18 protein-coding genes are annotated in these 22886 nt (G+C 59.4%); 6 read left to right on the top strand and 12 right to left on the bottom strand.

Features of this window, described 5'->3' with window-relative positions; translation table 11 throughout:
* Positions 1–31: 31 nt before the first annotated feature.
* Together CE491_RS22120 and CE491_RS22115 are read right to left on the bottom strand one after the other, a co-directional pair.
* Entirely contained in the window at positions 32–5704 is a 5673-nt protein-coding gene (locus tag CE491_RS22120; protein ID WP_110950474.1) for a dermonecrotic toxin domain-containing protein, read from the bottom strand.
* A 492-nt stretch (positions 5705–6196) separates the two neighbouring features.
* On the bottom strand, positions 6197–6637 hold the full coding sequence (locus CE491_RS22115; protein WP_110950473.1) for a hypothetical protein: 441 nt from the start codon (positions 6635–6637) through the stop codon (positions 6197–6199).
* Between CE491_RS22115 and trmL the strand changes: the two genes are divergently transcribed.
* Positions 6636–7091 carry a tRNA (uridine(34)/cytosine(34)/5-carboxymethylaminomethyluridine(34)-2'-O)-methyltransferase TrmL gene (gene trmL / locus CE491_RS22110; protein WP_110950472.1) on the top strand — a complete coding sequence of 152 codons (456 nt, stop codon included), beginning with the start codon at positions 6636–6638 and terminating at the stop codon, positions 7089–7091. The genes CE491_RS22115 and trmL overlap by 2 nt on opposite strands.
* Positions 7092–7189: 98 nt before the next feature.
* On the opposite strand, the gene secB is transcribed toward trmL, so the two are convergent.
* The 3 genes from secB to CE491_RS22095 form a co-directional block, all read right to left on the bottom strand.
* Positions 7190–7681 carry a protein-export chaperone SecB gene (gene secB / locus CE491_RS22105; protein WP_110950471.1) on the bottom strand — a complete coding sequence of 164 codons (492 nt, stop codon included), beginning with the start codon at positions 7679–7681 and terminating at the stop codon, positions 7190–7192.
* A gap of 199 nt (positions 7682–7880) precedes the next feature.
* A complete protein-coding gene (grxC, locus tag CE491_RS22100) occupies positions 7881–8135 on the bottom strand; it encodes a glutaredoxin 3 (RefSeq protein ID WP_110950470.1) in 255 nt (84 codons plus the stop codon).
* A 1-nt stretch (position 8136) separates the two neighbouring features.
* A complete protein-coding gene (locus CE491_RS22095) occupies positions 8137–8550 on the bottom strand; it encodes a rhodanese-like domain-containing protein (protein WP_110950469.1) in 414 nt (137 codons plus the stop codon).
* Positions 8551–8695: 145 nt separating this feature from the next.
* On the opposite strand from CE491_RS22095, the gene gpmI reads away from it, so the two are divergent.
* From gpmI to CE491_RS22075, 4 genes are all read left to right on the top strand, one after another.
* A complete protein-coding gene (gene gpmI, locus CE491_RS22090) occupies positions 8696–10243 on the top strand; it encodes a 2,3-bisphosphoglycerate-independent phosphoglycerate mutase (RefSeq protein ID WP_110950468.1) in 1548 nt (515 codons plus the stop codon).
* A gap of 140 nt (positions 10244–10383) precedes the next feature.
* Positions 10384–11697: a murein hydrolase activator EnvC family protein gene (locus tag CE491_RS22085; RefSeq protein ID WP_110950467.1), complete on the top strand. Its 1314-nt coding sequence runs from the start codon at positions 10384–10386 to the stop codon at positions 11695–11697.
* 30 nt (positions 11698–11727) lie between these two features.
* Entirely contained in the window at positions 11728–13062 is a 1335-nt protein-coding gene (locus CE491_RS22080; protein ID WP_110950466.1) for a S41 family peptidase, read from the top strand.
* 43 nt (positions 13063–13105) lie between these two features.
* Complete coding sequence (locus CE491_RS22075; RefSeq protein WP_407681359.1) at positions 13106–13876, top strand: divergent polysaccharide deacetylase family protein; 771 nt, start codon at positions 13106–13108, stop codon at positions 13874–13876.
* Between the two features lie 144 nt (positions 13877–14020).
* Here CE491_RS22075 and CE491_RS22070 read toward each other — a convergent pair whose 3' ends face one another.
* The 7 genes from CE491_RS22070 to CE491_RS22040 all read right to left on the bottom strand — a co-directional run bounded on the left by CE491_RS22070 (position 14021) and on the right by CE491_RS22040 (position 20216).
* A complete protein-coding gene (locus CE491_RS22070; protein WP_110950464.1) occupies positions 14021–14776 on the bottom strand; it encodes a substrate-binding periplasmic protein in 756 nt (251 codons plus the stop codon).
* A 269-nt stretch (positions 14777–15045) separates the two neighbouring features.
* Entirely contained in the window at positions 15046–15816 is a 771-nt protein-coding gene (hisF, locus tag CE491_RS22065; protein ID WP_110950463.1) for an imidazole glycerol phosphate synthase subunit HisF, read from the bottom strand.
* A gap of 134 nt (positions 15817–15950) precedes the next feature.
* Positions 15951–16688, bottom strand: coding sequence for a 1-(5-phosphoribosyl)-5-[(5-phosphoribosylamino)methylideneamino]imidazole-4-carboxamide isomerase (gene hisA / locus CE491_RS22060; RefSeq protein WP_110950462.1), 738 nt, complete (start codon positions 16686–16688; stop codon positions 15951–15953).
* A 95-nt stretch (positions 16689–16783) separates the two neighbouring features.
* Positions 16784–17041: a DUF2164 domain-containing protein gene (locus tag CE491_RS22055; protein ID WP_110950461.1), complete on the bottom strand. Its 258-nt coding sequence runs from the start codon at positions 17039–17041 to the stop codon at positions 16784–16786.
* Entirely contained in the window at positions 17041–17679 is a 639-nt protein-coding gene (hisH, locus tag CE491_RS22050; RefSeq protein ID WP_110950460.1) for an imidazole glycerol phosphate synthase subunit HisH, read from the bottom strand. The genes CE491_RS22055 and hisH overlap by 1 nt, the downstream gene beginning before the upstream one ends.
* Positions 17679–18272, bottom strand: coding sequence for an imidazoleglycerol-phosphate dehydratase HisB (hisB, locus tag CE491_RS22045; RefSeq protein WP_110950632.1), 594 nt, complete (start codon positions 18270–18272; stop codon positions 17679–17681). The genes hisH and hisB overlap by 1 nt, the downstream gene beginning before the upstream one ends.
* Positions 18273–18554: 282 nt before the next feature.
* Entirely contained in the window at positions 18555–20216 is a 1662-nt protein-coding gene (locus tag CE491_RS22040) for an OFA family MFS transporter (RefSeq protein WP_110950459.1), read from the bottom strand.
* 392 nt (positions 20217–20608) lie between these two features.
* Here CE491_RS22040 and CE491_RS22035 point away from each other — a divergent pair, with 392 nt between their 5' ends.
* Positions 20609–22837 carry an AsmA family protein gene (locus CE491_RS22035; RefSeq protein WP_110950458.1) on the top strand — a complete coding sequence of 743 codons (2229 nt, stop codon included), beginning with the start codon at positions 20609–20611 and terminating at the stop codon, positions 22835–22837.
* Positions 22838–22886: the final 49 nt, after the last annotated feature.

Raw genomic sequence — 22886 nt, 5'->3', positions numbered from 1 at the left:
AGGGCGGGTCAGCGGCTAGCCAACTCGTTGATCAGCCCTGGTCGAATCCTTCGCGATACGTCAGTTCGCGAATCAGGTTCATTTCCTGCGCCTCGAACTCCTGCTTCAAAGCGGCAAACTCCTCGCCCAACTCGTCAATCGCACGCCCGGGGAAACGATCCGGAAGCGCCACCACGCGCACCAGATAGTCCTGCTTGAGCATCTCGAAGCGTTCGCCATAGGTTTCGCGCAGGTACTGAACCCAGAAATCGCGTTGGGCGGCGTAGGCCATGAACGGCTCGCCGTATTCACCCTTCTGCACACGCGCCAGCGCCGAATCAAGCTCGCCGGGGCGGATGCTGGCGTGCACCTGATACAACATGCTGCCTGGCGGCAACGGCAGGTCCAGTTCAGCCGACCAACGCAGGCGATACGCCAGACGCACTTCTGCCTCGTCGCGACCAGCGGCCCGTTCGCGGGCGATGGTGTCCAACTCATGCAACCGATACAGACGGCGGGCCAGCCGGTATAGCGACTGCCCCCGCAATGCCGCCGGCACGTCGCTGACGGACTGCGCGATAAACATCTGGATCTCGATCTGGTTGAACACCAGCCAGGCACCGTCGTGGCAGGTCTGAAAGCCGGTTTCAGGCTGCACCAGTGCTTCTTGAGCGATGCCATTGTAGAGAAGGCGAGTCTCCGGATTCTGATCCGCAGCTTGCAGCACGCGCCATACACGCTCGGAGAAATCGAGACGCGTGCTCTGCGTACGAAAAGGCGCCGCCTGGGTCAAACGCCCTATCAACGCCATCAAGTCCGGAGCATCCCCCGCCGCTTCAAGGCGCTGCCACACCGCCCTGTGCAACTCATTTTCGTCCATCGAAGCCAACAGCCACGGCTCGACCTCGGGCACCTCCCTCGGCGACGGAGCCCCGGCACCGTCCAGAGCGCCGGAAGAATCCGAATCGGAGGGGTAGGGGTAGACGTCGGTATCGGAATCCGAATCCGAATCCGAATCCTGATGGTCCGGCGGCATCGCCTGGATATCGTCAGGCAACTCCATCACGAAACTGTAGGAACTGTGGTGGTTTTCGGAGACGTGAGCGCGGCGCATGGTTTCGTAGCTCAACGGATTGCCACGCAGCGAGATCTGGGTATGGGTATTGTCATTGCGCGGGTTTTGCAAAATATGCTCCGGCAAATCGGTCAGCTGGTTGTCTTCCAGCATCAGCGCGTCAAGCGGCAGCAGAGCGTCCACCCAGTCTGGCCAGCGATCCAGTCCGGTGTTATTCAACGACAGCCAGCGCAAGTTCCTTCGCAACCCCGAAGCATCGGTTATGGGCCCCAGGCGATTGCCGCTCAGATCCAGCGTCTCGATATGAGTCAGGCGCGCCAGGAACGACATCGCTTGCTGATCCAGAAAACGCCCTTGATCTCGCAGACTGAGACCGGTGAGCCGAGACAGATTCAGCAGCACCGAAGGCAGTTCAGGCATAGGCCGAGCCTGGCCGACCAATTCGAGGTTGTTGAGTTGAGGGAAGTTCGCCAGAAACTGGTTCAGTTGGGCGGTATCGGCCGTCACATGTTCAAGCAGCAGGTTGCGAACGCGCATGTAGAAGAATGCAGGCAATCGGCGCGGGAAATCCGCCAGCGAGATGCGTTCCAACGTCAACACGGTAAGCGTCCGGCCTTCGCTGTAGGCGCGCCAGAAGTCTAGAATGGTCTCGCCAATGGCGCGTCTGGCCTCAACGGTTGCCGCACTCAGGGGCCTGCTCGAACTGGAGGCCTCAGTCCACGACTCGATGGCCTCCCGCAATTGCACCCTTTCCTGCCGCAATATGGCCACTTGGGCTTGCAGTGCTGTTGGTAGATCCAGATTGAAATGAAACCGGCTGCCAGACGTTTCATTGAGCCGAATTCGCATAAGCATCAGGCGCGTCAGCGGATTACCCTGCAACGATATCTTGGTCGACCGACTGCCAGGCGTTCGATAGTCGAGGATATGCCCGGGCAACTCTGCGATGCGATTGTTGCGCAACGAGACTTCAGCGATGTTCGCCGATGGCAGACCGTCAAGCCAGGTCGGCCATCTATCAAGACCGAGATTATCCAGCCCTAGATAACGCAGACGCAGGCCGACCAGATTCACAGGCGATACGAAGCTGGCTTCATTGCCGCTCAGGTCCAGCCATTCCAGATGCTCCAGCGTGCTCAGCGACTGCACGTCCAGCACACTGATCCAGAGGTTCTGGTTGATCAGTCGAAGCGTGCGAAGCGCCGGAAAACTTTGGGTGATCAGGTACGGCATTTGAAACACCAACGGCTCACCCATCACAGCGGAAACCTCAGTACGATTAATCTCAAGAGACGTGACGGCCGGGAATCGCCCGAAAAACTGCTCCAGCGCAGCGCGCTGGTCAGCCAGCCTGGAGATTGGATATGCCGCCCCTGGGGTGCTTCTGCTGACGGTGATATCCACCAACTGCAGCCAAGTGACTCGCTGATGGAAAAACGCGGGCAGCGCTTCGGGGAAATCGCTCAGCACGACATTCTGCAGACGCAAGGCAGAGGGGCGCGTCGCAATTTCGGACAAGGCGTTCTCAGCCCAGTGCTGCCAGATGGCATCGTGAATCCTGTTGCGGCTGGCCAGGCGCGTCTCCAGATCGGGTATCGAAGCGGAGGCGTCCCCCCAGGCGGTCATACGGAGATCAAGGGCGCCACGCTCATCCAGCACCTGAATCAGTCGCTGATGGATTCGCTGACGATCCATTCCAGCGGCTTCAAGCGCGGCCAGAATCTGCTCCGGCGACCTGTCAGCACTGGCTACGCCAACTGTGCGAATAAGGTCCAGCAAGGTGTCCCGGGCGATGAATCCTGGCAGAGCACCTCGGCCACTCAACGGGAAGCCCGGCCGACTGTCAGCCAGACGCATGGGCGATCGCGGTCCGGGCCTGGCAGGTTGCATCTTCAATGACGTACGCAATGTCGGCCGTGGCAGCAGCGGGCCGTTCTGCACCGCCAGTTTTAGCTTCGGACCATCCCAAGTACCGGGATAACCCAAGGCCGCGCGTTGTGCATCGGACAGAGCGTGCAGGACCGACGAATAGATATCATCGCGACCATGCAACCCGTGCCCCTGAGCGTCGAAGGGTTCATAGCCATCGGTATGTCTGACCAGGACCTTGCGATCGCCAGACTCGGCAGGCCCGACAGCGTCGAGCAGAGTGCCCTGAAACCAACCTTCGCGCACTTCCAGACGCAGGTCGGAAGGCCAACCCTGAAGGTGCTCCAGGCTGTGCAGAATCAGAATATCGGTGTCCGGATTACTTACCGATTCAAGGTACAGCCCCTCATAGGCTCGCGCTAATCGGACCTGCTGCCGATAGACACGAATCTCCTCGGCGACCCGCAACGGCACGCGCCCCTGGGCCAGCCCCTCAAGCTCCGCCGGTGAGGCGTTGCGCACCAGTTCCTCGGCAATCACCGTTGGCAGACCAGGATAACTACGTGTTATCGGCGCGGCATAGGCTTGCTGATTGGCCGACATCGTACGGTAGCGAGACTCGAACAAGGCGACTTTGTCGGACGCAGACGCCTCACTTTCAGCATCACCCTGCACCGCCTGGTCCAGCTGAAAGCGCCGCATCGTGTCCTCCAGCAATGCAGGCGGCCGCTGGTTCTCGGCCAGGACTCTGCGCAAGACCGCTTCATGGGTGTCGCTGACCTGCAAGATGCGCCGGGCTGTAACGTCGGAAAACCCGGCAGCGGTGTGTCCCAGACGTCGGAACAACTTCAGCCCTTCCCACTCTCGTGGCTGATCGACAGGATGCAACCAGGCGCCAGCGCCATTGTTGCGCAGCGGCGGCTCATAGCTCAGCGCCTTGGCGGGATGCCCGATACGAAAAGGGCCGTTCGAAGAGGCCTGCTTCACCGAATAGACGTTGCCTTCGATCGAAATCCAGGTTTTGTTCCGGTGGTGGTAGATGCCGAATTCGTCAGGCTCCAAACCTTCAGGTAGAAGCGTGTCATGGGCAAAGGGCGCTAGGTCCGGCTTCCACAGGCGCGTCTGGCCATTGGGCAATTCGACTTCCTTGAGTTCCTCGATAAACGACGGGGTCTCGACCGTGATTTTCTCCAGCGCTGGTGTGCCACCTTGACGCGCAGCACCCAGCGCCGCCATCAGGGCCACGTTCTCGAGCACATCCATCAGATAACCCCAGCCCTGCTCCCATTCGCCACGGGTCCAGCTATCAATCCCCTCGAACACCTCAACACTCAACTGAGCCGCTGCCGCGGCCATCATCACGGCCCCCACCGGCGGCACGACGAAACCCACGACGTTGAGCGTTTGCATCGCCAGGCTCTCGAAGTAGTGCAGACGTTGAGTCAGGGTTTTCTGATCCTCATCTGCGGTCGGCACGGCATGAAACAACGCGTCATCTTTAAGCACGGCGTTCTTTTGTTCGGTGATGGCGGTCAACAGCCCAATGGCCAAGGTGCGCTCCCGCAGATGCAGATGTGCGTTCCTGTCGACCTGCTGCTCATACCAGCGTCGGTCCTTGTTCCAGACCCTGGGGCGCAGACACTCGTCCAGCTTTGCCAGCAACTCGGCCCGATGGCGAGCCGGAACGAAGCGCTGAAAGAAGTCCAGGTAGCCGTCCAGCAGTAACCTGTCGCGCAGCGCGCGCGTGAAAGCCGTGCTGGACTCATATTCCTTGAGCGGGCATACCGGATCATCGGGGATGTACACGACGACTTTTTCGACACGACTGGAGTCCTCGCGCGACTTGCCGATGACCACGATTCCCGTCAGCTCGATGTCCCACAGACGCAGCAAGCTGCAGGTCACCGGCTGGCCGTCGAGGCTGACCGTGGTGTGGTTGCGCCCCACATCCAGCAAGGCCGTGTACAGGCCTTCACCGATATCGCCCCTCATGTACGCCAGATGTACCTGGATTGTGTAAGCAGACTGTTCGACACGCTTGAGCAGTCCTTGGCGATTGAACGTGGCGGCGTCGGGTGCGTCACCCGGCTCGGAAGGGGGATTGAGGAACGCTTTGATTTTCTTCTGATACTGCCCTCCCAGGTCCAACTCGCGGCACAGGGCGGCAAATGCTTCGGGCGCAATCGCCAACGTGGGGCCCGCCACCTCTACCCCGGACACGGGGTAGCGATCATAAACGGCGGCCTTGTTGCGCTCACTGAGGTCCATTGCTCCGGAGGCAGTCTCCCAGGATTCGAAGTTCTGCAGCGCAGCGTGGAGCAGGGTCTGAGTCGCGGCCCTGATGGATGTTTGAAGCTGGACCAGGGGATCTTTGGAAATCCCCGCGAATGAATCGTCGATATGAACGCTGCGGGGGTGGAAAAGCCAGGACTTGCGCACGTCCACTTCAAGCCCGAAGCGCTCTTTTATGGCGGCGACCAACAGGGGCTCGGCAAATGCCTCGAGTGCTGGAAGATCCACCAGCGCTTCGTTGAGTTTCTGTTCGTTGTAGCGATACCACGAGTAATCATGCTTAAGCGCATCGACGACACCCGGCATCGACTGCCGAGCGTGCTCGAACCAGTCAAGACGTGCGCCTCCGGCCTGCCGGAGCGCGCTATGAGTGGCCGACGGGGCGTTGACCAGCCATTCGGGGATTTTGCTTTTGACGACGGTGAAAGGGTGAGTCTGTCGCGAAGCTGCAGGGACAGTATCCGACGTGAAGTCCATTGATTGAGACATGAATAAAAGCCTTGAAACTTTGAATGGACAACCGAGCTTATTCAGAAAGCCCGCCACAAAAAGCTCAAATAACTAATCTCAAACGGGGCGATTTCTTCGGAAATTGGAATAGATGAAATATATAAATATCACCCACCCGATAAACACACCTGCTTAGCGCACCCCCAAGCAGCTTGGGAGGCAGCCATCTTGTGCGCTCGTCGATTTGATTGGGAAAGCGCCGCGATGCATCACTTTGGCGTGCCACCAAAGAAAACGCACAAATAGCGTGCAGACGAAATTTGGGCAGCGTGTAAAGCGCAGAGGCTGTTAAGGCCTTTCAAGCAGCATGGTGGCAACGAACGAATTACCGAAAGCCCCGTAGACTGGGCCCCGGCGCGCTATTTACATTTATTTTGAAACGATTCACCAAAACTGGCACGCGCTCTGCATTAGGTTAATCATCACCAGTTTTGGGGACCTTGGTACAGGCAGGCCGGGGATTCCCCTCTTTTATTCCTCTCGGAGACTTACCTGAAGTCTCCAGCGCCCGTCCTGAGTTGCACCGTGCCAGTCACCGTGCAACGGACGGGCCGCCAGCAGGTTCAGCAACAGCCCCCTATCGCTTTTTTGCACCCTCCAGCGCACATCCCGACCATTGAGCTTCAACTCGCCCCGTTGCGCATCGCCGATGGCGTTGAACAGCAAAGCCACAGCGCCATCGATCATTTCGCCATGCAGCTGCGGCTCGCGGTTGAACCACACCGCAACGCCTTCGGGGAGCACCTCGATACGTTGCAGCTCGACGGGGTCGGGCGTGGTCAGCCGCCCGATCATCAACCCGACCATGACCCCAAATATCGCAATGGACCCCAAAAACCGAGGCCATAGCTTCGGTCTCGGGTCCTCTTCAGGGGTAGAATGCATCCCGTCCTTTCGTTCGGAGCCGTGCATGTTTCACGTGATCCTTTTTCAACCAGAAATTCCGCCGAATACCGGCAACATCATCAGGCTCTGCGCCAACAGTGGTTGCAGCCTGCATTTGATCGAGCCATTGGGCTTCGAGCTGGATGACAAACGCCTGCGCCGCGCAGGTCTGGACTACCACGAGTACGCCACGCTGCATCGCCACGCCGACCTGGCCAGCTGTCTGGAAAGCATCGGCCACCCGCGCCTGTTCGCTTTTACCACAAAGGGCTCGCGGCCCTTTCACGATGTGGCTTTCCAGGAAGGCGATGCGTTCCTCTTCGGACCGGAAAGCCGGGGTTTGCCACCTGAAGTGCTGGACCCGCTGACAAGCGACCAACGCCTGCGTCTGCCCATGCGCGAAGGGTGCCGCAGCCTGAACCTGTCCAATACCGTGGCAGTTGCGGTTTACGAAGGTTGGCGGCAGTTGGGATTCAAATAGGCGCAGAGTCTGTAGGAGCCGGCCCACAGAGGATCGCCGGTGAATCCATAAAAAAAGCGCCCATCACAGGCGCTTTTTCTTCATTCAGGCAGCGACGCTTACTGAACGGTAGGCGTTGGCGTTTCGCCAGCTTCCTGCATGCGCTGTAGCTCTTGGGCGTACAGAGCATCGAAGTTCACCGGGGCCAGCATCAACGCCGGGAACGAACCGCGGACCACCAGGCTGTCGATGGTTTCGCGCGCGTAAGGGAACAGGATGTTCGGGCAGAACGCGCCCAGGGTGTGGCTCATGGATGCAGCGTCCAGGCCCTTGATCAGGAAGATACCGGCTTGCTGGACTTCGGCGATGAAGGCGATTTCGTCACCGTTCTTCACTTCGACCGACAGGGTCAGCACGACTTCGTAGAAATCGTTTTCCAGCTCTTTCTGACGAGTGTTCAGATCCAGGCTGACGCTCGGGGTCCACTCCTGACGGAAGATCGCCGGGCTTTTCGGCGCTTCGAACGACAGGTCTCGCACGTAGATACGTTGCAGGGAAAACTGTGGAGCCTCTTCGTTGGAGGTGGCGCCGTTATTCGTTTGATCGGTCATTTCAGATCCTTTTTACTTTTGAGGTCTTGTAGGGTTCCAGAGTGTGTAAAAACTATCTTGCTCGGTGAGGCCGCGTTAAAAACAGGCGGAAAATGCTCATTTGGAACACCTGGAGTCAGGCGCAACCCCGGCCGTTTCCCACCCGTTTTTGCCTTGCCTGACCTTCGCTCATGAGTTTTTTACACAATCTGGATCGAATTCAGGCGCTCAACAGCGCGTCGAGCTTGCCGGCGCGCTCCAGTGCAAACAGGTCGTCGCAACCGCCGACGTGGACCGAGCCGATCCAGATCTGCGGAACCGACGTGCGCCCGGCCTTTTTGGTCATTTCAGCGCGAATCTGTGGTTTGCCGTCGACTTTGATTTCCTCGAAGTCGACATTCTTGCTCTCGAGCAGATACTTGGCGCGAGAGCAGTAAGGGCAATAATCGCTGGAGTAGACGACGACGTCAGCCATTTCACTTCACCAGAGGCAGGTTGTCACCGCGCCACGACGAAACGCCGCCCGACAGCTTGGCCGCCGTGAAGCCGGCCTTGAGCAGTTCGCGGGCAACGTGACCGGCGTGCTGACCGGCGGCATCGACGATGATCAGGGTCTTGGACTTGTATTTTTCAAGCTCCGCGGTGCGGGTCATGACCTTGTCCTGCGGAAAACTCAACGCACCCACGATATGCCCGCTGGCGTAGTCCTTCTTGGGGCGCACGTCGATGACCACCGCTTCGTCGCGGTTGACCAGCGCGGTCAGCTCGCCGGTGCTCAGGCTGCGCCCCCCTTTGCCAAGCTCCGTTGCAATCAGCAGCGCCAGCAGGATGACAAAAGCGCCAGCCAGTAAATAGTGGTTAGTGGCAAATTCAATCAGGTGAGCAACCATCATCAGGTTCCAAGGCGTTAAAATGTCGGCCAGTATACACAGCCCCCAAGGTCGGCCAAAGCCCGTACGGCAGTGACGCGATTTGAACTTCACTCTAAAATGCCGATCTTTTTTCTACTTCACCTATTAGCCAAGAGTGGGATTCATGACTACCACGCCTAAACCTCTGGTTCTGATCATCCTGGATGGCTTCGGTCACAGCGAAAGCCACGATGGCAATGCGGTCTACTCAGCGACTGCCGAGAAGAAAATGCCGACCTTCGATCGCTTGTACAAGACCATGCCCAACGGCCTGATCTCTGGATCCGGGATGGATGTCGGCTTGCCGGAGGGGCAGATGGGCAACTCCGAAGTCGGCCACATGAACCTGGGCGCCGGCCGCGTGGTGTATCAGGACTTCACTCGCGTGACCAAAGCTATCAAGGACGGCGAGTTCTTCGAAAACCAGGCCATCTGCAAAGCAGTGGACAAGGCGGTAGGCGACGGCAAGGCCGTACACATCCTGGGCCTGCTGTCCGACGGCGGCGTGCACAGCCACGAAGACCACCTCGTAGCGATGGTCGAGCTGGCCGTCAAACAGGGCGCCGAGAAGATCTACCTGCACGCATTTCTGGATGGGCGGGACACGCCACCACGCAGCGCGCACAAATACCTAGACACGATGGAAGCAACCTACAAGCGTCTGGGTAAGGGTCGTACCGCCACTCTCATCGGTCGCTACTTCGCAATGGACCGCGACAATCGTTGGGATCGCGTCGAGTCGGCCTACGACCTGATCGTCGATGGAAAGTCGGAATTCCAGGCTGACACCGCCAAGGCCGGGGTGGACGCGGCCTACGAACGTGGCGAGAACGACGAATTCGTCAAAGCCACCAGCATCGGCGAGAAAGTGACGGTCGAAGACGGCGACGCCGTGGTGTTCATGAACTTCCGCGCCGACCGCGCCCGCGAGCTGACTCGCGTGTTCGTCGAAGACGACTTCAAGGATTTCGCTCGCGCCCGCCAGCCAAAACTGGCCGGTTTCGTGATGCTGACCCAGTACGCCGCGAACATCCCCGCACCTGCCGCGTTCGTCAAAACCGGCCTGGACAACGTGCTGGGCGAATACCTCTCGAAAAATGGCAAGACTCAGCTGCGCATCGCCGAAACCGAGAAATACGCCCACGTGACCTTCTTCTTCTCCGGCGGCCGCGAAGAACCTTTCCCTGGCGAAGAACGCATTCTGATTCCATCGCCGAAGGTCGCGACTTATGACCTGCAACCGGAAATGAGCGCGCCGGAAGTCACCGACAAGATCGTGGATGCCATTGAAAACCAGCGTTTCGACGTGATCATCGTCAATTATGCCAACGGCGATATGGTGGGTCACAGCGGCATCATGGAAGCGGCCATCAAGGCGGTTGAGTGCCTGGACGTGTGCGTGGGTCGCATCACCGAGGCCCTGGAAAAGGTTGGAGGCGAGGCGCTGATCACCGCCGACCACGGTAACGTCGAGCAAATGACCAACGAGCAAACCCACCAGCCGCACACCGCTCACACCACTGAGCCGGTGCCATTCATCTATGTCGGCAAGCGCGACCTGAAGGTTCGCGAAGGCGGCGTTCTGGCGGACGTGGCGCCGACCATGCTGACGCTCCTGGGCATGGAAGTGCCCAAGGAAATGACCGGCAAATCGATTCTGGTTGCCAAGTAAGTCGTCATAAACCGGCCTGTCCGACTCTGACGGGCCGGTTTTTGTATGAAATGTCTGAAAGCGGCGCCCTATGAGCGTTTTTTTTGCAGCCTTCGGCGGGCATACTAAGCCCGTCTTCACTCCTGGTATCGCCCGACCTCATGCTCCGCGCCCTGATCGCCCTTGCTTTGATTTGTCTGCTCAATCCGGCCTTTGCCGACGATGAGCGCGCACAAACCCAAAAACAGCTGGATGCCACGCGTCAGGACATTACTGAACTGAAGAAGGCCCTGAGCCAACTCCAGGAAGAAAAATCCGGCGTACAGAAAGATCTGCGCACAACCGAAACCCAAATGGGCAAGCTGGAAAAGCAGGTGGAGGCCCTGCAAAAAGAACTAAAAAAGAGTGAAAACGAGCTTCAACGGCTCGACGCAGAGAAAAAAAAACTCCAAAGCGCACGCGTTGAGCAGCAACGCCTGATCGCGATCCAGGCCCGCGCGGCTTATCAGAACGGCCGGCAGGAATACCTCAAACTGCTGCTCAATCAGCAGAACCCCGAAAAATTCGCTCGCACCCTCACCTATTACGACTACCTGAGCCAGGCCCGCCTGGAGCAGCTACGCACTTTCAATGAAACCCTGCGCCAACTGGCTGAGGTCGAAAAAGACATCGACCTGCAGCAGGCCCAGTTGCTGGTTCAGAAGAGCGCGCTGGATGACCAGAAGTCCCAGCTCGACACCGTTCGCCAGGAACGCCAGGTCGCACTGGCCAGGCTGAATCAGGACTACAAGGCCCGGGATCAGAAGCTACAAGCTCGTCAGCAGGATCAGGCGGATCTGACTAAAGTCCTCAAGACCATCGAAGAAACCCTTGCCCGTCAGGCCCGCGAGGCCGAAGAAGCGCGTCAGAAAGCACTGCTGGCCCAGCAGGAAGCCGAGAAACGTCAGCGTGAGCAACAGGAAGCGCTGGCGAAAAACCGTGGCAAGGGCGACAGCGATGAAGCCCCTCGTCGACCGACAAAAGCTCCCGGCGCACTAGTTTCCAGCGCCGGACAATCCTTCGGTGGCGCATTTGAGCAGGCAAAGGGAAAACTTCCTTGGCCTGTCGATGGTCGATTGTTGGCACGTTTCGGCGAAAGCCGCGGTGATGACGAGCGAACCAAATGGGATGGCGTGATGATCAGCGCCGCCGCAGGCAGCCAGGTACGCGCTGTGCACGGCGGTCGTGTGGTCTTCGCCGACTGGTTGCGCGGGGCTGGCCTGCTGGTCATTCTCGACCACGGCAATGGTTATTTGAGTCTGTACGGTCACAACCAGAGTCTGTTGAAAGAAGCTGGGGACGTTGTAAAAGCCGGAGAAGCGATCTCCACCGTGGGCAACAGTGGTGGTGGTCAGGACACTCCGGCGCTGTATTTCGCTATTCGTCAGCAGGGTCGCCCTAGTGATCCGGCCCAATGGTGTCGCACTCAAGGATAAGTCGACACCTCACTCAGGAGTTCGTAAGACATGCTGTTTTCGTCCCGCCTCACCTCGCTGGCCCTGACTATCGCCGTGATTATCGGTGCTCCGCAGGCCATGGCTGCCGGTGCCGCCCCTGCTCCGGCACCCGCTGCTGCTGCCGCGCCGGCCAACGCCGCGAACATCAAGGCGCCGCTGCCGCTCGACGAGCTGCGCACCTTTGCTGAGGTGATGGACCGGATCAAGGCCGCTTACGTCGATCCTGTGGATGACAAAACGCTGCTGGAGAACGCCATCAAGGGCATGCTCAGCAACCTTGACCCGCACTCCGCTTACCTGGGCCCGGAAGACTTCCAGGAGCTGCAGGAAAGCACCAGCGGCGAGTTCGGTGGTCTGGGCATCGAAGTCGGTGTCGAAGACGGATTCATCAAGGTCGTTTCACCCATCGACGACACTCCAGCCTCCAAGGCGGGCATCGAGGCAGGCGACCTGATCGTCAAGATCAACGGCGCGCCGACTCAGGGTCAGACCATGCAGGAAGCGGTCGACAAGATGCGTGGCAAGCTCGGCGAGAAGATCACCCTGACGCTGGTGCGCGACGGCGGCAACCCGTTCGACGTGACGCTGGCGCGGGCGACCATTCAGGTCAAGAGCGTGAAGTCGCAGATGCTGGAACCAGGTTACGGTTACATCCGCATCACCCAGTTCCAGGTCAAGACCGGTGAAGAAGTCGGCAAGGCCCTGGCCAAGTTGCGCAAGGACAATGGCAAGAAGATGAACGGCCTGATCCTGGACCTGCGCAACAACCCGGGTGGCGTGTTGCAGGCGGCGGTCGAAGTGGCGGACCACTTCCTGACCAAGGGCTTGATCGTCTACACCAAGGGTCGAATCGCCAACTCCGAGTTGCGCTTCTCGGCAGACCCGGCCGACGCCAGCGAAGGCGCGCCTCTGGTGGTGCTGATCAACGGCGGCAGCGCCTCGGCTTCCGAGATCGTCGCAGGTGCCTTGCAGGATCAGAAACGCGGCATCCTGATGGGCACCGATACCTTCGGTAAAGGCTCGGTGCAGACCGTGCTGCCGCTGGCCAATGATCGCGCGCTGAAGATCACCACGGCGCTGTACTTCACGCCTAATGGTCGCTCGATCCAGGCCCAGGGCATCAACCCGGATATCGAGGTCAAACGCGCCAAGGTCACGACCGAAGCCGATGGCGAGAACTACAAAGAGGCCGACCTGCTCGGCCACCTGGGCAATGGCAACGGCGGCGCGGACAAACCGACCACCAAGTCCAAGGCTGGCAAGGCGCGTCCGCAGGACGACGATTACCAGTTGAACCAGGCCCTCAGTCTGCTCAAAGGATTGAGTGTCACACGCGGCAATTGATATGCGCTTCTGGTTGACCGGGCTCGGGCGGGCCCTTGCAGTTATGACAGTCGCTTTGACGGGTGCCGCCCATGCGGCGCCCGCCGACTCCTCCGACACCGACGGCAAAACGCCGAAGGTCGCCTACCTCAGCCTGATCATCGACGATCTCGGCCAAAGCCCGGAAAAGGACAACCGCGCGCTGGCCCTGCCCGGCCCGGTGACGCTGGCGATCATGCCCGATACTCCGCACGCCACCGACTTCGCCCGTCAGGCCCACAAGGCCGGCAAGACCGTGATGCTGCACATGCCGATGGATCCGGCCACCGGGCCGTATGCCTGGCGCCCGGATCTGCCGCTAAGCGAGCTTGAGTCGCGCCTCAATGCCGCCCTGCTCAAAGTGCCGTATGCAGCGGGAATCAACAACCACGAAGGCAGCCGCATGACCGCCGAGCCGGTGGCGATGAGCTGGTTGGTGGGTGAATTGCAGCGACGTCATCTGTTTCTGGTCGATAGCCGCACCAGCGCAAAAACCGTGGCCGCCGCCGAGGCGCAGAAGATTGGGCTTGCGAGTGTCTCGCGAGATGTCTTTCTGGACGACGATCGCACCGCCGAGGCCATCAACGGCCAATTGCAGACCGCGATCAGGCTGGCACACAAACAGGGTTCGGCAGTGATGATCGGCCACCCGTATCCGGTGACGATGGATGTGCTGGAACGTGAATTGCCCAAGCTCAAGTCGCAGGGTATCGAGTGGGTCGAGATGCGGCACATGATCAGCATTCGTGGCAATCAAGCGATGGCTGGGCATGGGAAGAACGGGGTTTATCGGTAGATTCGAAGACCTACAAAACCCCGGGGGAGCAATCAGAGTTTACGAGGGTGGCGAAGGCTGTGTGTCAGGTAAGGTCGAGCGTCAGATAAATCGCATTCGCGACCGTCGTACACTCCGATTGCTCCTACAGGGGATCGCGTTCAGTCAGAGGTATTTGCCGAGGATGCTGTCGACCATTCCCTCTTTACGCAGCTGATCCAGCGCCGTCTGCAGCTTGTGCACTACTTCATCCGGCGTTTCCTTGTTCAACGCCAGAAACAGCTCCGCGCTATTGAAGCGCAGCACGGTCTTCAACCCCGTCACACCCTCCTGACGCGCCAGATAACGGCCCGCCGGATCACCCGTCGCCCACAAATCGATCTGACCTTCGATCAGTTTCCGGGCATTGTCCTTGTCGCTGAGCACGGTGATCGGATTCATCCCCTGTCGGCCAAGCTCTTCGGCAATCGCGTCGCCCTTGTAGGCGCCGATCTTGTATTGCCGGGCGTCTTCAAGAGTGTTGAGCTGAATCGGGCTATCAGCTTTGGCCAGCATGATCCAGTCGTCCGGGCCGATGGGGCCGACCCATTTGAAGAGTTTTTCACGCTCAGGCAAACGCGCGGTGACGAACACGCCGTAGCCGGGCTTTTCCAGAGCGAGCTTGTAGATACGATCCCACGGAAAGCGCAGGGTCATGTTGTAGCCGATGCCTGCGCGCTTGAACGTCTCACGAACGATCTCGACGGCAATGCCCTTGATATTGCTTTCCTGGGCGAAATTCTTGCCGTCGATGGCCATGTTGTAAGGCGGGAAGTTCTCGGTCAGAAGCACCATCGAATAGCCCGGCGCATCGTCCGCTCTGGCAGTGCCTGACAGCAACGCGACAACGCTGATCAGCGCAAGAAAAACACCTTTGAACATATCCCTGGCACCCGATCCTGACGACGGCAAGAGAGTGCCGTTAACGTCGGACGTTGTCCAGTTCGGTAATGGCTATGGTCGGTTTCAGAACAGAGGTGTCCCGCAGCGTCTATTGCGGGGGGGCCCCGAAGATCTGAAGTTTGCTCACCGATACTGTGGGGAGAGCTTGCTCACGAAGACTTAGGTGCAGACGCTGGACATGCTGCGAATATAGCGGCCCCTTCGTGAGCAAGCTCACTCCCACAAGTTGCTCATTTCAATCGGTGGTATCAGCGAACCACTATCCCCTGCTTTGCCATGAACGCCTTGGCTTCCGGCACGGTGTATTCGCCGAAGTGGAAAATACTCGCCGCCAGCACAGCACTGGCGTGGCCTTCCAGAACGCCGTCCGCCAGGTGTTGCAGATTGCCCACGCCACCCGAAGCAATGACCGGGATCCCCAGCGCGTCGCTGATCGCCCGAGTAACGCCCAGATCGAAGCCGTTCTTCATGCCGTCCTGATCCATGCTGGTCAGCAGAATCTCGCCAGCCCCCAAGCCTTCCATTTTCCTGGCCCACGTCACCGCATCCAGACCCGTGGGCTTGCGCCCGCCGTGGGTGAAGATTTCCCAGCGCGGCTCTTCGCCGGGGCCGGAAACCTTCTTGGCGTCGATGGCAACCACAATGCACTGCGAACCGAAACGCGCAGCCGCTTCACCGACGAACTCGGGATTGAACACCGCTGCGGTGTTGATCGATACCTTATCGGCCCCCGCGTTGAGCAGGTTGCGGATGTCCTGCACAGTGCGCACACCGCCGCCCACGGTCAGGGGAATGAAAACCTGACTGGCCATGCGCTCGACGGTATGCAGTGTGGTGTCGCGGCCATCGACGCTGGCGGTGATGTCGAGAAAGGTAATCTCGTCGGCACCCTGCTCGTCGTAAAGGCGAGCGATCTCGACCGGATCACCCGCATCACGGATGTTTTCGAATTTCACGCCCTTGACCACTCGACCGTTGTCGACGTCCAGGCAAGGGATGATACGTTTGGCGAGGGCCATGGGCCTGATCTCCGGGAACGGTTGAAGACCTGTGGGAGCGAGCTTGCTCGCGACGAGGGCCGTACATCAGACATATCTTCAGCGTCCGGTCCTCAGTATTCGCGAGCAAGCTCGCTCCCACAGGATCTGGTCTGTCAGCCTTTGTACGAGTCGCAGAACGCCTGTGCTTCAGCGACATCCAGTGTGCCTTCATAAATCGCGCGGCCAGTAATAGCGCCGATGATGCCCGGTGCTTTCGCGTCCAGCAGCGCCTTGATGTCACCCAGGTTATGAATGCCGCCCGAAGCGATGACCGGAATCCTGGTCGCAGCCGCCAGCGCAGCCGTGAAGGGCACGTTGCAGCCCTGCATCATGCCGTCTTTGGCGATGTCGGTATAAACGATGGCCGAGACGCCGTCCGCTTCGAAACGCTTGGCCAGGTCGATCACCTGAACCGAGCTGACTTCAGCCCAGCCGTCGGTGGCGACGAAACCGTCCTTCGCGTCCAGGCCGACAATCACCTTGCCGGGGAACGCACGGCAGGCTTGGGCAACGAACTCAGGCTCTTTGACCGCCTTGGTGCCGATGATCACGTAGCTTACGCCAGCCTTGACGTAATGCTCGATGGTTTCCAGCGAACGGATGCCGCCGCCGATCTGGATCGGCAGGTTCGGGTAGCGTTTGGCGATGGCTGTGACCACTTCGCCGTTGACCGGCTGGCCTTCGAACGCGCCGTTCAGGTCGACCAGATGCAGACGGCGGCAACCACCGTCGACCCACTTGGCCGCCATGCTCACCGGATCGTCGGAGAACACCGTGGAATCTTCCATGCGCCCTTGGCGCAGGCGCACGCAGGCACCGTCTTTAAGGTCGATAGCGGGAATAATCAGCATGCTTTTTCCTTCGTCAAAAGAGCTGCAAGCTGCGAGCTATAAGCTGCGAGTCTGCGCATCTACCAATTCTTGCAGCGCGAAGCCTGGCGCTGCCTTTAATTTTTCTCGAGCGCCCAAATGTCGCTTTCGATGCTTTCAAACCGCTCTTTCAAGTGCGCCTGAACATCGAAAATCGCCCGGTTGTAATAGTGCGGAGCGATTTCACGGGTGAACAATTCAAGGATTTCGGCCGCTTCGAACGAACCCAGGTCCAGTTCGAAGCGATCCTCCATGAACCGCTTGATTTGGTGACACGCCTCGCTCTCCTGTTCGGGAGTGAGGGTCAGGATCGGCGGTTTGTTCTTCTTGCTCATTACCAGCGACCGTCCCACGCGGCGAAGTTCTGTAGCAATTGCAGGCCATGGGTGTGGCTCTTCTCAGGGTGGAACTGCACCGCAAAGCGCGAACCGTCAGCCAGTGCAGCCGCGAAATCGTGGCCGTAGTGACCGCGCCCGACGATCTGCCGCGGGTTCGGCGAGTCGATGTAGTAGCTGTGCACGAAATAGAACCGCGCCTTGTCAGGAATGTTGTGCCATAGCGGGTGATCCACCGACTGCGTGACTTCATTCCAACCCATGTGCGGGACTTTCAGGTGCTGGCCGTCTTCGTGAAGGTCCTTGCCGAAGAAACGCACTTGCCCTGGGAACACGCCGATGCAATCCACGCCGTCATTCTCTTCACTGCGATCCATCAGCGCCTGCATACCAACGCAGATGCCGAGGAACGGACGATCCTGACTGACCTCACGCACCAGCGCATCGAAACCCAGGCGGCGGATTTCAGCCATGCAATCGCGGATAGCGCCAACGCCGGGGAACACGATGCGGTCGGCTTCGCGGATGACTTCAGCGTCGCTGGTGATCAGCACGCGCCCGGCGCCTACATGCTCCAGGGCCTTGGCCACCGAGTGCAGGTTGCCCATGCCATAGTCGATAACGGCAACCGTCTGCATTACAGCACGCCCTTGGTCGAAGGCATCTGCCCGGCCATGCGCTCGTCCAGCTCAACGGCCATGCGCAGTGCGCGGCCGAATGCCTTGAACACGGTTTCGATCTGGTGGTGGGTGTTGTGGCCACGCAGGTTGTCGATGTGCAGGGTGACGTTGGCGTGGTTGACGAAGCCCTGGAAGAACTCCTGGAACAGGTCCACATCGAAGCCGCCGACCGTTGCGCGGGTGTACGGCACGTGCATCTGCAGGCCAGGACGACCGGAAAAATCGATGACCACACGCGACAGGGCTTCATCCAGCGGGACATAGGCATGGCCGTAACGACGGATGCCTTTTTTGTCACCAATGGCTTTACTGAAGGCCTGCCCCAGGGTGATACCCACGTCTTCCACGGTGTGGTGGTCGTCGATATGCAGGTCGCCCTTGCTTTCGATATCCAGATCGATCAACCCGTGACGGGCGATCTGGTCGAGCATGTGTTCAAGAAAAGGAACGCCGATATCGAATCGGGCCTTTCCGGTGCCATCCAGGTTGATCGAGGCTTTGATCTGGGTTTCCAGGGTGTCGCGCTCGACGAACGCCTTACGTTCGGCCATCACCAGCTCCGCAAAATCATTGGGCGAAAAGGCGGACATTATAGGCGCGTGGCGGAGAAACAGAAACACGAGACGTGTTATGGCTGACAGAGTGAATCAGCGGGTGGCGCCGATAGACATGTCTGTACAAGCGCCACTGAACGAACGTGGGAGCGAGCTTGCTCGCCAATGGGCCCTCACATTCAACATCTCTGCTGACTGTAAGACCCCTTTGGCGAGCAAGCTCGCTCCCACAGGTTCAGCGCCAGCCTGAAACCTCTTCAGGCTGGAAGAGCTAGCGGCTTAATGGAACAACACCGCCGTTTTCTGCAGCGTGACCCAAACGCCCCACGCCAACGGAATGCCCACGGCCAGCCAGGCCAGGATCGCCAGCGGCTTGGTGCTCGGATCGGCTTTCCACTCCAGCGAGGTGGTGTGGTCAGCGCCTGCATCGTGACCAATCGCCTGTTCAGCCCTCAATTGCTCGTCGGTCATGAAGTATTTGTCAGCCACCGGGCGTACCAGCATGTTGCAGATAAAGCCCAGCACCAGCAGACCTGCGAGGATGTACAGCGTGATGTCGTAAGCATCCGCGCGCGCAACGCCGTGGCTCAGTTGATACTCGCGCAGGTAGTTCACCAACACCGGTCCCAACACACCCGCCGCAGCCCAGGCGGTCAGCAGACGACCGTGGATCGCGCCAACCATTTGCGTACCGAACAAGTCAGCCAGATAAGCCGGCACGGTCGCGAAACCGCCACCGTACATCGACAGCACCACGCAGAACGCCGCTACGAAAAGCGCAACGCTGCCCAGATGACCCAGGGTCGGAACCGACGCGTAGAGCAAAAAACCCAGCGCGAAGAACACGAAATAGGTGGCTTTACGGCCGATGTAGTCGGAGAACGAGGCCCAGAAGAAGCGACCGCCGATGTTGAACAGGCTCAGCAAGCCGGTGAAGCCCGCCGCGATGGCAGCAATGGCGGCCAGTTGCGCGGGGTCCAGTTGCGAGAAGCCCTGATCGGTGTTCAGCAATCTGCCGCCGAACACTTCCTGCAGCAGCGGCGAAGCCATGCCGAGGATGCCGATACCCGCCGAAACGTTCAGGCACAGCACCAGCCACACCAGACGGAATTGCGGGGTTTTCCACGCGACGTTGACGTGTACGTGGCGGTTGGTGATCATCGCGCTGTTGGTTTTCTTCGCAGGCGCGGTCCAGCCTTCAGGTTTCCACCCAGTTGGCGGAACGCGGTAGGACAAGGCACCGCCAATCATGAACACGAAGTAGATCACGGCCATCGCCACGAAGCTTTGCCATACGCCGACGCTGTCTGGCGTGGCGAAGTGGCTCATCAGCGCGGTCGCCAGTGGAGCACCCACCATTGCGCCGCCACCGAAGCCCATGATCGCCATACCGGTGGCCATGCCGCGCTTATCCGGGAACCACTTGATCAGGGTCGATACCGGGGAAATGTAACCCAGCCCCAGGCCGATACCGCCGATCACGCCGGAGCCGATCCACATCAGCCAGATCTGGTGGGTGTAGACGCCCAGCGCCGAGATCAGCAAACCGCCACACCAGCACAGCGCTGAAACCACACCAGCCTTGCGTGGGCCTGCGTGTTCCAGCCAGCCGCCCCAGATGGCCGCCGAACAGCCCAGGAAGATGAAGAACAGTGTATAGATCCAGCCGAGCATGGAGATCGGCCAGTCACAGCTGGACGAAAAGACTTGCTCGAAAAAACCCATGTCAGCCGGGCAGGCGACGGCAGTCTTGATGCCGATTGCCTTGGACAGCGGCAACCAGAACACCGAGAAGCCATAGGCCATGCCGATACACAGATGAATGGCCAACGCAGCGGGTGGAACCAGCCAGCGGTTGAAGCCACGTTTGGCGATAATGCGCTCTTTGGACAAGAACGCAGGCTGAGCGACAGAGCCGCCCAGAGCAGTGCTCGAAGTCATTATTTTTTTTGCCCCTATTTGTAGTTGTGCCCCGCAAGAACGGCGACATCGCTCCGCCACCCCTCTTAATGCACGCAGGCATCGGGAGTTTTATCGGCAGGGAGTCTCTTTACGCGACAATTCGACGCAGATATGACCTGCGAACAGCGAGAGATTAGCATTTGCTGCATCAGATACAGCATTCTGCTACTACCTTTTTTATACCGTCTGTCATTGTCTGAATTGGCAACACGATCTGCAGGAACCCGCCGCATCGACAGCCATTTCCTGCTGTCGCGTTTTTTGCGTACATTCCCCGCATACCTCGCACGGCCGATCAAAGCCCGATGCCTGCGTGAGAACGCTATACTCGCGGGCTAAATTTTGAACGACTCGATTACAAGGACTCGCCCATGAAAGCGTTCGGCAAAATCCTGGGACTATTCATTCTCGGGCTGTTGCTGATCATCGTGGCTCTCGGCTTTGCCTTGACCCATCTGTTTGATCCCAACGACTACAAAGACGAGATTCGTAAATTGGTTCGTGATCGGGCCCATGTCGAGCTGACGCTCAATGGCGATATCGGCTGGAGCCTGTTTCCCTGGTTGGGTCTGGAGCTGCACGATGCGAGCATTGCCACGTTGACCGAGCCGAACAAACCTTTCGCCGACCTGCAGATGCTCGGTCTTTCCGTGCGCGTGCTGCCGCTGCTGCGCAAGGAAGTGCAGATGAGCGACGTGCGCGTCGAGGGTCTGAGCCTCATGCTGACCCGCGATGAAACCGGCCACGGCAACTGGGAAGACATCGGCAAGACGCCGGCCACTGCAGCCAATCCGGCGCAGCCGCCAGTTGCAGCACAGCCCCCCGCCGAGCCTGCGCCAGCCCAGCCGGAAAAAACCTGGCAACCGCTCAAGCTGGACATCGACAGCCTCACCGTGAACAACGCCCGCGTCGATTTCAATGACATGCAGAAGGCCCGGCAATTCACCGCCGAAAGCATTCAGCTGAGCACCGGTCCCGTGCACAACGCGACCGACATTCCAATCAAGCTGACGGCATTCCTCAGCACCAATCAGCCGGTCGTGCGCACCAAGACCGAACTCACCGGCAAACTGCGCTTCGACCGCGCGCTCAAGCGTTATCAACTCGATGACATGCGTTTCTCGGGCGAAGCGGCAGGCGATCCGCTGCAAGGCAAGACGCTGACGTTCTCTGCACAGGGTCAACTGCTGGCAGACCTGTCGGCCAACGTTGCCGAATGGACCAACCTCAAGCTGTCGGCCAACCAGCTGCGTGCCCTGGGTGAGCTGCATGTGCGTGATCTGGACAAGGCCCCGCAACTGAGCGGCGGCATTTCCATCGCCCAGTTCAACGTCCGCGAATTCCTCGACAGCATCGGCCAGACCGCGCCGACTCTGGGCGAAAACAGCCTGACCCGACTGGAAATGGTCAGTCGTATCGCGGCAACGCAAAACAGCGTTTCGCTGGATGATCTGACGATGAGAATCGACGACAGCACCTTCACCGGTCGAGTGGCCGTCGAAGACTTCGCCAGGCAGTCGCTGCGCCTGCAACTCAAGGCCGACAACTTCGACGCCGACCGTTATCGTCCACCGCAGAGCGATCAGGCCAAGGCCGCCGGCGCTGCGCGTAAATCCGAAGTGCAAAGCGGTGAAGCCCAAGCCATGGCTGCATCGGGTACCTCGCCGCTACCGAACCAGCCGACGCAGGGCGCGTGGAGCGACGCGAGGCTGCTGCCGCTGGAGCGCATGCGCAAGCTCGATGTCGACGCCGATCTGAGTTTCGGCAAGCTGACGGTTGAGAAACTGCCGATCCAGAATGCCGCGCTGAAAACCTCGGCGCTCGATGGCGTAGTCAAACTCGACAGCCTGCGCGGCGACCTCTACAACGGCAACTTCGAAGTCAAAGGCAACCTCGATGTGCGCCCGGAAGTGCCATTGGCCAGCGTGCAGACGCGGATCGCAAAAGTCCCGGTCGAGCATTTCATCCAGAGTCATGGCACCACGCCTCCGCTGCGTGGCCTGCTGACGCTGAACAGTGACGTCACGGCCAAGGGCAACAGCCAGAAAGCGCTGGTGGAAAGCCTCAACGGCACCGCCAACATCGCGCTGAACGACGGGGTACTGGTCAATGCCAACCTTGAGCAGCAGCTGTGCCGAGGGATTTCGGTGCTCAATCGCAAAACCCTCAGCGGTGATCCGCTCGGCAAGGACACGCCGTTCCAGCAGCTCAATGGCAATCTGGTGTTGCGCAACGGCGTGGCCAGCAATCCGGACCTGAAAGTCCGCACGCCGGGCCTGACGGTCAATGGCGATGGCGACATCGACTTGCGCGTGATGGGCATGAACTACCGCGTCGGCGTGATCATCGAAGGCGACAAGAGCGACATGCCAGATCCGGCCTGCGAAGTGAATCCGCGCTTCGTCGGCATCGAATGGCCGATCCTCTGCCGCGGCCCGCTAGAGCTGGGCGCCAAGGCCTGTCGCCTGGACAACGAAGGGCTGGGCAAAATCGCCGCGAAACTCGCCACCGATCGCATTGGCGACAAGATCGACGAAAAGCTGGGGGACAAGGTCAGTCCCGAGCTCAAGGATGCCATCAAGGGATTGTTCAAGCGGTAACCCTGCGCTGCCGATCAGAAGTCGGCAGAACGACGCAATACACGTGGGA

Source organism: Pseudomonas bohemica (assembly GCF_002934685.1).
Taxonomy (GTDB): Bacteria; Pseudomonadota; Gammaproteobacteria; order Pseudomonadales; family Pseudomonadaceae; genus Aquipseudomonas; species Aquipseudomonas bohemica.
This window is presented reverse-complemented; position numbering and strand designations above follow the sequence as displayed.